The sequence below is a fragment of the Peptoniphilus ovalis genome, from assembly GCF_018919265.1.
GTDB classification, from domain to species: domain Bacteria; phylum Bacillota; class Clostridia; order Tissierellales; family Peptoniphilaceae; genus Peptoniphilus_A; species Peptoniphilus_A ovalis.
Genome location: NZ_JAHLQO010000001.1, coordinates 286,782 through 298,991 on the forward strand (window position 1 = coordinate 286,782; position 12,210 = coordinate 298,991).

The window sequence follows — 12,210 nt, forward strand, 5'->3', positions numbered from 1 at the left end:
CACATTTTTATTAACTTTGTAGATAAAATTATACATAAGAATTTATCAACAATTTTTTAATTGTTAATAATATAAATATAAGGAGGAAATATGGATAGAGAACTTTCCATGATGTGGGAATCTTTCTTAAAAGAGCTTGAAAAAAGATCCATGTCCCAAGTTACATACTCAACTTGGTTTTCTAGAATGCTTCCTAAGAAAATCGACTATGACAGTAAAAGTATTGTAATTACAGTTCCTTCACCATTTATAAGAGATTATCTTGCAAATAATAAAAGACATTTTGACCTTGTTTTTGAAGCTTTAAAAGAAATCACAGGGATAGATTTTGACATAAATATTATTTCAGAAGATGAAGCAGATAATGTAGAGCCAACAGGGCTTGCAAATACAAAGTTTTTAAACGCTTCTAGATTAAATCCAAAATATGTATTTGATACATTTGTCGTAGGCAAAAGTAACGAATTTGCTCATGCAGCTGCTCTTGCAGTTTCAGAAAATTACGACAATCCTCAAAATGCTTTCTCAAATCCCTTATTTATCTATGGTGGAGTAGGTCTTGGAAAAACCCACTTAATGCATGCCATTGGTCATTTCGTATTGGATCAAGACCCAACTAAGAAAATTTTATATGTCACTAGTGAACAATTTACTAATGAGCTTATTAATTCCATTCAGACAAATAAAAATGAAGAATTTAGAAATAAGTACAGAAAAGTTGATCTACTCTTAATTGATGATATTCAGTTCATAGCTGATAAAGACAGGACTCAAGAGGAATTTTTCCACACATTTAACGAACTTCACGAGCAAAATAAGCAAATAGTTCTCACATCAGATAAACCTCCAAAGGATATAAAAAGTCTTGAGGAAAGGTTGATTTCAAGATTTGCTTGGGGTCTTGTAGTAGATATTGGACCTCCTGATTTAGAAACAAGAATAGCAATCTTGAGAAATAAGGCTGATTCTGAAGGTTTTGAAATTGATGGAGAAGTGCTTACATTTATTGCAGAAAATATTAGAAGTAATATTAGAGAATTAGAAGGTGCATTATCACGAGTTATGGCCTATTCTAAGCTAACTTCAGGTAAAATTTCAGTTGAATCTGCAGCAATTGTTTTAAGAGATATTTACGAAACTACTAATAAGAAGAAAATCACTGGAGAATATATTAAATCTGAAGTTGCTAAAAAATACGGACTTACAGTAGATGATTTAAATTCAAGGAAGAGAACAAAACAAATAGCCTATCCAAGACAAATTGCAATGTATATAACAAGAGAGCTTACAGATTTAAGCTTGCCTAAGATTGGCGATGTCTTTGGAGGACGCGATCACTCAACTGTAATTCATGCCTATGATAAAATTAGTGCTGACTTAGAAAGTGATCCGATTTTTAAAATAGAAATAACAAACTTAATAAAAGAAATAAAATCATAATGTGGATAAATCTCAATAACCCAGAAAGTTATCCACAAGATATCAATATTTAATTCTTTGAAAGATTATTAATTATAGGGACTTATCCACAAATTCACAGCCCCTACTACTATTACTATTTAATATACTATTTTCTAGGAGGAAAAAATGCTAATAAAGGTTAATAGAAAAGAACTTGCTAAGCATATACAAATAGTGCAGAAAGCAATTTCTCAAAGAACAACTATGCAAATACTTGAAGGCATAAAAATATCAGCAAAAGAAAATACTTTAATATTAACTGCAACTGATACTGAAATAAGCATAGAAACAAGACTTTCTGCAATAGTTGAAAGAGAAGGAGATTTTGTAATTAACTCTAGACTATTTGGAGATATTGTTAGAAAACTTGAAAATGACATTATAGATATAAATATAGAAAATTATAATATGAATTTAAAATGTGGAGATTCAATATTTAACTTATCCACACAAAAGGCCGATGAATATCCAGATCTTCCAAGAGTAGAAGAAAATACTGAGATTAAAATTTCTGCAAAAGATATTAAAAATATAGTAAAGAAAACTACTTTTGCAGTTTCTACAGATGAATCAAGAATTGTATTTACTGGTGTATTTATGGATATAAGAAGAGATTATATTAATTTCGTTGCACTAGATGGATTTAGAATGGCAATTCAAAAATTAGAAAAGCAAACTGGAATTGAAGAATCAATAATTATTCCTGCAAGATCACTTAATGAACTTGTAAAAATTATTGAAGATGATGAAGATATAAGCATAAATATTTCAAGAAATAATATTGTATTTAAGTTTGGAGATACTGTATTTTATTCAACACTTTTAAGTGGAGAATTCTTTAGCTATACTGCTCTTCTTCGAGATGAACACAGCATCTCAACATCTGTATCGAGAAAGGAATTTCAACTTGCAGTTGAAAGAGCATCACTTCTTGCAAGAGAAGATAGAGCAAATCTTATCAAATTAAATGTAGAAAATTCTCACATTGATATTAAGAGTAATTCTGAAATTGGAGATGTATTTGAAAAAGTTAAGTCATCAGAACACGACAACACTTTAGATATTGCATTTAACTCAAGATATATCTTAGATGGAGTTAAGATTTTAGAAGCAGAAGAAATTAATCTAAACTTTACAGATTCTGTAAATCCACTAATTATTACAGAAACTGATGATGCTTCTTATATATATCTAGTGCTACCAGTTAGACTTGCGGGGTAAAAATGGAAATTATAAAAATTGAAAGTGAATTTATAAAACTTGATTCCTTCTTAAAATTAGCGGGAATTTGTCAAACTGGTGGAGAAGCCAAAAACCTTATATTAGATGAATATGTAAGTGTCAATGGAGAAATTGAAACTAGAAGAGGCAAAAAGTTATATCCTGGAGATATTATAAGTTTTGATGGAAATGAATTTAAAATTGGTGAAAGATGAAACTCAAATATCTAAGACTTTTTAATTTTAGAAATTACAAAAGTTTAGATTTCATTCCTTATGATAAAATAAATATACTTCATGGTTTAAATGCTTCAGGAAAGACTAATTTAATTGAATCAATTTATATGTCTGTTAAAGGAAATTCTTTTAGAAATTCAAAAGACAGAGAACTCATAAATGTAGATGAATTTAGCTCGAGTATAATCTCAAAATATGAAAGTGGATCCTATGAAGATGATTACAGAGTTGAGATTTCAAATTTTGACAACAAAAAATTATTCATAAATGATGAAAAGGTAAATGCAAAGGAATATAGAAAATCAAGATTTGCGGTTCTATTTGATCCAAGCGACTTAAATATGATTAAATATTCTCCAAGCAATAGGAGAAGTTTTTTAGATGATTTAATGAGCAATATTGACCTAAATTATGATTTTTACATGAGTAGATATAGGAAGCTTCTATTTGAAAGAAATAAGCTTTTAAAAATCAGTATGGATAAAAATCTCTTAGATGTGTATGACAGAGAGATTGCAAAAACTGGTACTAAGATTATTATCATGAGGCTTAGAGCAATTAAAAAGCTTAATGAATTTGCAAAAATTCATTATAAAAATATGTCAAATGATGAGCTAAACATCACTTATCTTTCAACTGTACCAGTGGTTTTAGATGAAAAGGAACTTATGAATAATTATCTAAATCTCATAAAATCTTCAATTAAAAGGGATATGGAGAAGAGATATACAACAATTGGTCCTCACAGAGATGATTTAGATTTTAAGATAAATAAACTTTCTTCAAAATCTTTTGGATCTCAAGGTGAGCAAAGAAGTGTAGTATTAAGTCTTAAACTTTCTGAAGCTGATATTATAAAAACTAGTTACGGAATAAAGCCTTTGCTTTTATTAGACGATGTTTTTTCAGAAATTGATAGAGCTAGAAGCAAATATTTTTTAGATTCACTAAAGGATTTACAGACATTTATAACAACTACAGAATTAGATGAAAATTTAAAAAAAATTGATGCCAAATTTTATAAGATTAATAAGGGCGAAATCATATTTTAAGAATAGGAGAAAAAATGGCAAATAATGATAGACATTATGACGCATCGGACATACAGGTCTTAGAAGGGCTTGATCCCGTAAGAAAAAGACCTGGGATGTATATTGGTTCCACAGGTCCTAGAGGTCTACATCACTTAGTTTATGAAATTGTAGATAACTCAATTGACGAGGCACTTGCTGGAATTTGCGATCACATAATTATAAGAATAAATAAAGATGGCAGTGTGGAGGTTGAAGATAATGGTTCAGGTATTCCTGTTGACAAGCATCCACAAACTGGCAAATCAACTGTTGAAACAGTACTTACAATACTTCACGCCGGCGGTAAGTTTGATAACTCTGCATACAAGGTATCAGGGGGTCTACACGGTGTAGGTGTATCTGTTGTAAACGCACTTTCCAATAAACTCATAGCAACTATTAAAAGAGATGGAAAAGTTTATAGACAGGAATTTTCTAGAGGAAAAACTGTAACTGAACTTGAAGTTGTTGGAGAGGTTAAAAAAGACGACACTGGTACAACAATTTATTTTGAACCAGATGATACAATTTTTGAAACTGTTGAATTTTCTTTTGAAACTCTTTCAAAGAGATTTAGAGAAATGGCATTTCTTAATAAGGGAATAAAAATTGAATTTATAGATGATAGAGATGATTTAAGAGAAGTTTATCACTATGAAGGTGGAATTAAATCCTTTGTTGAATACATCAATAAAAAGAAAAAGCCAATCCACGATGAAATAATTTATATAGATGAAGTAAAAGAAGAAACAGCAGTAGAAATTGCAATTCAATACACTGATTCATATTCAGAAGTAGTTTTATCTTTTGCAAATAATATAAATACTGAAGAAGGTGGAACTCATTTATCAGGATTTAGATCTGCTCTTACTAGAACTTTAAATGATTATGGTAGAAAAAATAATATTATAAAGGAAAAAGAAGAAAATCTATCTGGTGAAGATGTTAGAGAAGGAATTTCTGCAGTAATTTCTGTAAAACTTCCAGATCCACAATTCGAAGGACAAACTAAGGGAAAACTTGGCAACTCCGAAACAAGAGGAGTTGTGGATTCAGTCCTATCAGAAGATTTAGCAATATTCTTAGAAGAAAATCCAAGAGTTGGAAAACAAATACTAGATAAGGCACTTTCAGCAAGACGTGCAAGAGAAGCAGCTAGAAAAGCTCGTGACTTAACTAGAAAGAAAAACAACTTAGAGACAATGACTCTTCCAGGAAAACTTGCAGATTGTCAAAATGATGAACCTGAGAGAAATGAAATATTCCTAGTCGAAGGTAATTCTGCCGGAGGTTCTGCAAAGGACGGAAGAAATTCAGAATTCCAAGCAATACTTCCACTTAGAGGTAAGATTATGAATGTTGAAAAGGCAAGACTTGATAAAATGCTTAACTCATCTGAAATTAGAGCAATGATTACTGCCTTTGGAACAGGAATTGGAGAAGAATTTGACATATCAAAACTTCGTTATGACAAAATCATAATCATGACCGATGCCGACGTCGATGGTGCTCACATTATGACACTTCTTCTCACATTCTTCTTTAGATATATGAGACCTTTAATTGAAGAAGGCCATGTATATGTAGCTCAAGCTCCACTTTATGGTATTGAAAAGGGAACTAAAATCCTTAGATATTGCCACAATGAAAAGGAACTCAGACTTGCAGTTAAGGAATACGAAAAGGACAATGTTAAATTCAATATTAGAAGATACAAGGGTCTTGGAGAAATGAACTCAGAACAACTTTGGGAAACTACAATGAATCCAGACAACAGACTTCTTCTAAAAGTTAATATTGAAGATTTGTCAGAAGCAGATGATACTTTCTCAATCTTAATGGGAACAGAAGTTGAACCGAGAAGAGAATTTATCACAGAAAATGCAGTTTATGCAGATTATATAGATGCCTAGGAGGAAGAGATGACTGAAAATAATTTTATAGAATCAGGAATTATTGATGTAGATATTGATAAAAAGATGAGATCATCTTATCTTGACTATTCTATGTCAGTAATTGTAGCGAGAGCTCTTCCAGATGTTAGAGATGGATTAAAACCTGTTCACAGAAGAATAATTTACGGAATGCAAGAACTAAATCTTGCATCAAATGGACCATACAGAAAGTCTGCAAGACTTGTTGGGGATGTAATGGGTAAGTTTCACCCTCATGGTGACTCTTCAATTTATGACGCAACAGTTAGACTTGCACAAGATTTTAGTACAAGATATCCACTTGTAGATGGACAAGGAAACTTTGGTAACATCGACGGTGACGGTGCTGCGGCTATGCGTTATACCGAAGTTAAGATGACTAAGCTTGCAGAAGAAATGCTTAGAGACATTAAAAAGGACACAGTTGATTTTGTACCTAACTTTGATGAAAGTGAAACTGAACCAACAATTCTTCCTTCAAGATTTCCAAATTTAATTGTCAATGGATCAAGTGGTATTGCCGTAGGTATGGCTACAAATATGGCTCCACACAATATGAATGAAGCAATTGATGGAGTTATTGCTTATATTGATAACGACAATATTTCAATAGATGAATTAAATGAAATAATTAAAGGACCTGACTTTCCAACTGGTGCTCAAATTATGGGAACAGATGGAATTAAAAAGGCCTACAAAACTGGTAGAGGAAAAATTACTGTAAGGGCAATTGCAGAAATTAAAACTGTAAAGAAAAGAGAACAAATTGTAATTACAGAACTTCCATATCAAGTGAATAAATCAACTCTTGTTATGAAGATTGCAGATCTTGCAAAAAATAAAGAGATTGAAGGAATTTCAAATATTACAGATGCATCTAATAAAAAGGGAATCAACATTATAATTGATTTAAAAAGAGATGCAAATGCAGAAGTTGTATTAAATAAACTTTATAAAAATACACAAATGCAAACAACTTTTGGAATTATAAATCTTGCACTTGTAAATGGAAAACCAGAAATACTTAATCTTAAAGATTTAATAAGACATTATGTAGATCATCAAGTTGAAGTTGTAACTAGAAGAACTGTATTTGACTTAAATAAAGCTGAAGCTAGAGCTCATATTATCGAAGGACTTTTTATCGCTCTTGATAATATTGACAGAATTATAAAAATTGTTAGAGGATCTAAAGACGACAAGGAAGCAAAGGAAAAATTCCACGAAGAATTTAACTTAACTGATGCTCAATCTCAAGCAATTTTAGATATGAGAATTAGAAGACTTACTGGACTTGAAAGAGAAAGACTTCAAGATGAGTACGATAAGCTTCAAGCTGATATTAAATGGTTTAAAGAAATACTTGAAAACAACGAAGTTCTTATGAATTTAATAAAAGAAGAACTTACTGAAATCAAAGAAAAATATGGTGATTTAAGAAGAACTATAATATCACATGATGATACTGATATAGAAATCGAAGACATAATCAAAAAAGAAGATGTTGTAATTACACTTACTCAATTTGGATATATAAAGAGAATGAGTGAGGGAACTTACAAGCCACAAAAAAGAGGTGGCAGAGGTGTATCTTCAGGCAATATGAGAGAAGATGACTTTGTAAAAGAATTATTTGTAACATCAACTCATGATATGATTTTATTCTTTACATCTCTTGGAAATGTCTTTAAACTAAAAGCATACGAAATACCACAAGATTCTAGAACATCAAGGGGAACTGCAATTGTAAATCTTCTTGATCTAGAAGAAGATGAAAAGATAAGCTCAATTATTCCAGTTAAGGAATACGACCCAGAACTTAATTTCTTAATGGTAACTGAAAATGGTATAATTAAGAGAACATCATTTAAAGAATATAAAAATATTAGAAAATCTGGCATAATCGCTATTAAACTTAATGAAGGTGACAAGCTAATCAATGTTCATTTAACTAAAAACGATGAAAATGTAATTTTAGTAACTAAGAAGGGACAATCCATTAGATTTGATGAAGAACAAGTTAGAAAATCTGGAAGAAATTCAATAGGTGTTAAATCAATTGAACTTGCAGAAGGAGACAAAGTTGTATCATCAGATATTGCAGATGACAATAAGTATTTACTTGTAGTTTCTGAAAATGGATATGGAAAACTTACACAATTATCAAATTACAAGGTACAAAACAGAGGCGGTAAGGGAATCTTAACTTATAAGATTACTAATAAGACTGGCGATGTAGCAAGTGCTAGTGTAGTTGATAAAGAAGATGACATCATGATAATAGCAGATTCTGGAATTATTATAAGAATTTTAACAGATGATATTTCTGTACAAGGAAGAAATACATCTGGTGTTAAGCTAATGAATTTAAAAGATGCAAAAGTTGTGGCAGTGGCAAGATATATTGGTGACTAGGAGGACCTTATGGACTTTAAACTAGAAAAAGAATTAACAGACGAATTTCTAATTTTGTACCCAAAGGGAGAACTTGATGTATACAATACAAAAAAGTTCAAGGAAAAATCATTAAAATTTTATGAAAAAGAACCAAAAGATATTTTATATGACTTCAGTGAATTAAAATATCTTGATTCAACAGGACTTGGATCACTTATTTATGTTCTAAAAGAAGTTGAAAAAAACAATCATAAAATAGTTATAGAAAATATTAACAATTCAATACTAAAACTTTTTAAAATAACAAAACTCGATGAAATGTTTGAAATTAGGAGATAATATGGATACTTTAAAATATCAACTACCAAATGATGCTAAGTATTTTTCAACAGTAAGACTAATGCTTACAGCTCTTTTAAATATATTAAATAGAGACATTGAAGAAATTGAAGATTTAAAAATGGCTGTTACAGAAACACTTAACATTGCTCATGATTTAAAAACTAAGGAAATAATAGATTTAGTATTTGAAATAGAAGAAAATAAAATAAAAATTTATGTAAATGAAATCGATCAAGAAAAACTAGATTCCTGTGAAGAACTTTCCCTTGCAAAAACTGTTATAGATTATCTAGTAGATGATTGTGTCTTTAAAGAAAAGACTATGATTTTAACTAAAGAATTTTAGGAAATATTATGAATTTAAAAGAATACAACGAACTTGACAGAAGGCTCACAAAAGAGGAGAGAAAAGAACTTTTCAAAGAATATTATGAAACTAATGATCAAGAAATTAGAGATATATTAATTGAAGAACATCTCTATATAGCTGAAATTCTGTCAAAAAAATACACAGGAAAGGGAATAGATTATGATGACATATTTCAGGTCGCATCTATTGGACTGATATATGCCATTCAAAGATATGACCCTAGCAAGGGATTTGAATTTTCATCATTTGCTACGCCTACAATAATAGGAGAGATAAAAAAATATTTTAGAGATAATGGTTGGACAATTAGAGTTCCAAGAAGAATACAAGAACTTTCTAAGAAGATTACAAATGCAACAGTTACACTTTCTCAAAAATATCAAAAAAATCCAACAATAGATGAAATTGCTGAATTTTTAAACTCAACACCTGAAGAAGTTATGGAAGCTATGGAAGCATCCAAGGTCTACACACCACAATCTTTAGATGTGACTTATAAATCAGGTGATGAAAATGAAATAAATCTTTCGGATTTAATTGGAGTGGATGAAGAATATTTCGATAAGATTGAGTCCAATGACTTTTTCAACAAATCAATGGAAAACTTAGATGAAGTTGAGAGAAAAATATTAATAGACAGATTTTTTAATAAAAAAACTCAAGTAGTAATAGCTAAAGATCTCAATATATCACAAATGACAGTATCTAGAATTGAAAAGAAAGTTCTGGAAAAGATGAGAAAAGAATTAACTAAGACTATGGAGGTATAATGAATAGAAATAAATACCTAGTAAACCTACTAAAGATTGTAAATGCTTTTGAAATAATAGTTTCAATACTTTTAATTATAGGAGTTGTTATTTCAGTACCAGATATTTTAAAATATTACATTAAAATACTCACTAATAATGCAACATTATCCTATGAAATATTTCAACATTTTCTATCACATGTACTTTTATTAGTAATAGCCATAGAATTTGTGGTTCTAATGATTGCACATACTGACACAAATATTATACATCTTATACTTCTTGTAATTTCTAGAAAAATGCTTGTATATTCAGAAACTATGCCAGACTTATTAATTGCAACAATAGCAATAGCAATATTATTTGCAATTAAAAAATACTTAATAACTGGAGTTAACTTTGATGGATTAGATACAGCTGAAAATGAATATTCAGCATCTATTCCTATTACGAGACTTAATTCAAAGTATGGATTTGATATTGAAAAGGGTAAATCTGAAACTCTTGGAGGATATGTTTCACTACTTCTCGAAGAAAATGCAGAGGAGCCTGAAGTTGGTGTAATAGTAAGTGATAAAAAGCACATTTTCCAAATTGTAAAGATGGCATCAGGCGGAGTAATTGAAACAATATCTGTCGAAAATATTGACGAAGTAAAAGAAATAAATGACAATAAAAAGTAAAATTTTAAGATTTTATGATATAATACCTAAGAAGATCTTGAGACCGATTTTTCGGTCTCTTTTATTTTGTAACAAATTATAGGAGAATATATTGAATTTTAAAGAACTAAATTTATCAAGAGAAGTTTTAAATGCACTAGATGATATGGGTTTTAATGAGCCTTCTAAGGTGCAAGAAGAAAGCATTCCATATGCATTAGAGGGTCGTGACATTTTAGTTGAAGCCCAAACTGGTACAGGAAAGACTGCTTCTTTTGGTATTCCAATGATAGAAAAATTAGAAAAAAGTGACCATATAAAGGGACTTGTACTTGTTCCTACAAGAGAACTTGCAAGACAAGTTTCTGATGAATTAAAGAAAATCGCAAAGTACAAAAAGTTTATAAAAATCCTTCCAATTTATGGTGGAGCTGACATGGGCAGACAGTTTAGAGAACTTAGAAATGGAGTAGACATTGTCGTAGGTACTCCTGGAAGAGTAATGGATCACATGAGAAGAAAGACAATTCTTCTTGATAATCTTGAAATTCTTGTCCTTGATGAAGCTGATGAAATGTTTGATATGGGCTTTCGAGATGACATGAAGACAATTATTGAAAAGACAAATCCAAATAGAATAACTTCATTTTATTCAGCAACTTTAGGAAATGATATAAAACAGTTTTCAAAACTTTATCAGAATAATCCTGAAAAAATTGTAATTGAAAAGAAGGAGCTAACTCAAGAGAGAATCAATCAGTATTATTTAGAAATGAATAATAATATGAAAAGTGAGATTTTAAACAGACTAATTATGATTTATAAGCCAAAGAAATCCATAATTTTTTGCAACACTAAGAGAATGGTTGAAAAACTTGAAACAGAGCTTGCAAAAAAGGGCTACAAAGTTGATTCACTTCATGGAGATATGCGTCAAGGCTCAAGAGATAGCGTAATGAAAAAGTTTAGAGAAAACTCCATAGATATTTTAATTGCAACTGATATTGCTGCACGTGGTCTTGATGTTGATGATATAGATGTTGTATTTAATTACGATTTTCCGCAACAAAATGAATACTATGTCCATAGAATTGGAAGAACTGCAAGAGCTGGTAAAAATGGAATTTCCTTTACATTTTTAACAAGTAAAGACTTCCACAAATTAGCTGAAATTGAAAAATATACTAATGCAAATATGGAAAAAATTTCTCTTCCAACTCTTGATGATGTAAAAGATTCTAATGAAGAGCATTTATTTGAAATGATTAAGGAAAATATCTCAAAGGAAAATAGTGAGCAATATGTAAATTTATTAAACAGACTTCTTGCAGAGGGAAATAGCCTATATGATATAGCGGCATCACTTATTGAACTTTTAGACAATGCAAATATTAGCGAAAACTTCTCAGAACTTAAAAACGTTGATTATGGCAAAAAACTTAGCATCAAGAAAAATAATTCTAAAAAAAGAGAAGAAAGACGCGAAAAGAAAAGAGATAAGAAAGAAAAGAAAAGAAATTATCCTGAAATCTTTATAAACAAGGGAAAAAGAGATGGTCTAGATAACAACGAAATCATAAGACTTATTAGAAAGTACACAAATCTTTCTGCAAAGGATATTGGAAAGATTTCTCTAATGCCAAGCTTTACCTTTGTTGAAATTCCAGAAAATAAAATTGTAGATGCAGCTGGAGATCTTGATGGCAGAAAAGTTAAGGGCAAGACTATTAAAGTTGAATTAGCTTCAAAATAAAGAAATCTC

11 protein-coding genes are annotated in these 12,210 nt (G+C 30.2%); all 11 read left to right on the forward strand.

Annotated elements, in window-relative coordinates:
• Positions 1-90 precede the first annotated feature (90 nt).
• Positions 91-1,440, forward strand: coding sequence for a chromosomal replication initiator protein DnaA (gene dnaA / locus KQI68_RS01310; RefSeq protein WP_216548232.1), 1,350 nt, complete (start codon positions 91-93; stop codon positions 1,438-1,440).
• A gap of 147 nt (positions 1,441-1,587) precedes the next feature.
• A complete protein-coding gene (dnaN, locus tag KQI68_RS01315; protein ID WP_216548234.1) occupies positions 1,588-2,682 on the forward strand; it encodes a DNA polymerase III subunit beta in 1,095 nt (364 codons plus the stop codon).
• A gap of 2 nt (positions 2,683-2,684) precedes the next feature.
• Positions 2,685-2,897, forward strand: coding sequence for a S4 domain-containing protein YaaA (gene yaaA, locus KQI68_RS01320; RefSeq protein ID WP_216548236.1), 213 nt, complete (start codon positions 2,685-2,687; stop codon positions 2,895-2,897).
• A complete protein-coding gene (recF, locus tag KQI68_RS01325; RefSeq protein WP_216548237.1) occupies positions 2,894-3,970 on the forward strand; it encodes a DNA replication/repair protein RecF in 1,077 nt (358 codons plus the stop codon). Before yaaA ends, recF begins: the two co-directional genes overlap by 4 nt.
• A 14-nt stretch (positions 3,971-3,984) precedes the next feature.
• Positions 3,985-5,904 carry a DNA topoisomerase (ATP-hydrolyzing) subunit B gene (gyrB, locus tag KQI68_RS01330; protein ID WP_216548238.1) on the forward strand — a complete coding sequence of 640 codons (1,920 nt, stop codon included), beginning with the start codon at positions 3,985-3,987 and terminating at the stop codon, positions 5,902-5,904.
• A 9-nt stretch (positions 5,905-5,913) separates the two neighbouring features.
• A complete protein-coding gene (gene gyrA / locus KQI68_RS01335; protein ID WP_216548239.1) occupies positions 5,914-8,340 on the forward strand; it encodes a DNA gyrase subunit A in 2,427 nt (808 codons plus the stop codon).
• 9 nt (positions 8,341-8,349) lie between these two features.
• Positions 8,350-8,661 carry an STAS domain-containing protein gene (locus tag KQI68_RS01340; protein WP_216548240.1) on the forward strand — a complete coding sequence of 104 codons (312 nt, stop codon included), beginning with the start codon at positions 8,350-8,352 and terminating at the stop codon, positions 8,659-8,661.
• Between the two features lies 1 nt (position 8,662).
• Positions 8,663-9,010 (forward strand): ATP-binding protein, encoded by a 348-nt coding sequence (locus tag KQI68_RS01345; RefSeq protein ID WP_216548241.1) that lies wholly within the window; start codon positions 8,663-8,665, stop codon positions 9,008-9,010.
• Between the two features lie 8 nt (positions 9,011-9,018).
• On the forward strand, positions 9,019-9,804 hold the full coding sequence (locus KQI68_RS01350; protein WP_216548242.1) for a SigB/SigF/SigG family RNA polymerase sigma factor: 786 nt from the start codon (positions 9,019-9,021) through the stop codon (positions 9,802-9,804).
• Positions 9,804-10,469, forward strand: a complete 666-nt coding sequence (locus tag KQI68_RS01355; protein WP_216548244.1) for a transporter associated domain-containing protein — start codon at positions 9,804-9,806, stop codon at positions 10,467-10,469. Before KQI68_RS01350 ends, KQI68_RS01355 begins: the two co-directional genes overlap by 1 nt.
• Positions 10,470-10,560: 91 nt before the next feature.
• Positions 10,561-12,201, forward strand: a complete 1,641-nt coding sequence (locus KQI68_RS01360) for a DEAD/DEAH box helicase (RefSeq protein WP_216548246.1) — start codon at positions 10,561-10,563, stop codon at positions 12,199-12,201.
• Positions 12,202-12,210: the final 9 nt, after the last annotated feature.

What these genes read in the sequence shown, in the direction of transcription:
- dnaA (WP_216548232.1), top strand. Translation starts at nt 91, where the DNA reads ATGGATAGAGAACTTTCCATGATGTGGGAATCTTTCTTAAAAGAGCTT.
- dnaN (WP_216548234.1), top strand. Translation starts at nt 1,588, where the DNA reads ATGCTAATAAAGGTTAATAGAAAAGAACTTGCTAAGCATATACAAATA.
- yaaA (WP_216548236.1), top strand. Translation starts at nt 2,685, where the DNA reads ATGGAAATTATAAAAATTGAAAGTGAATTTATAAAACTTGATTCCTTC.
- recF (WP_216548237.1), top strand. Translation starts at nt 2,894, where the DNA reads ATGAAACTCAAATATCTAAGACTTTTTAATTTTAGAAATTACAAAAGT.
- gyrB (WP_216548238.1), top strand. Translation starts at nt 3,985, where the DNA reads ATGGCAAATAATGATAGACATTATGACGCATCGGACATACAGGTCTTA.
- gyrA (WP_216548239.1), top strand. Translation starts at nt 5,914, where the DNA reads ATGACTGAAAATAATTTTATAGAATCAGGAATTATTGATGTAGATATT.
- KQI68_RS01340 (WP_216548240.1), top strand. Translation starts at nt 8,350, where the DNA reads ATGGACTTTAAACTAGAAAAAGAATTAACAGACGAATTTCTAATTTTG.
- KQI68_RS01345 (WP_216548241.1), top strand. Translation starts at nt 8,663, where the DNA reads ATGGATACTTTAAAATATCAACTACCAAATGATGCTAAGTATTTTTCA.
- KQI68_RS01350 (WP_216548242.1), top strand. Translation starts at nt 9,019, where the DNA reads ATGAATTTAAAAGAATACAACGAACTTGACAGAAGGCTCACAAAAGAG.
- KQI68_RS01355 (WP_216548244.1), top strand. Translation starts at nt 9,804, where the DNA reads ATGAATAGAAATAAATACCTAGTAAACCTACTAAAGATTGTAAATGCT.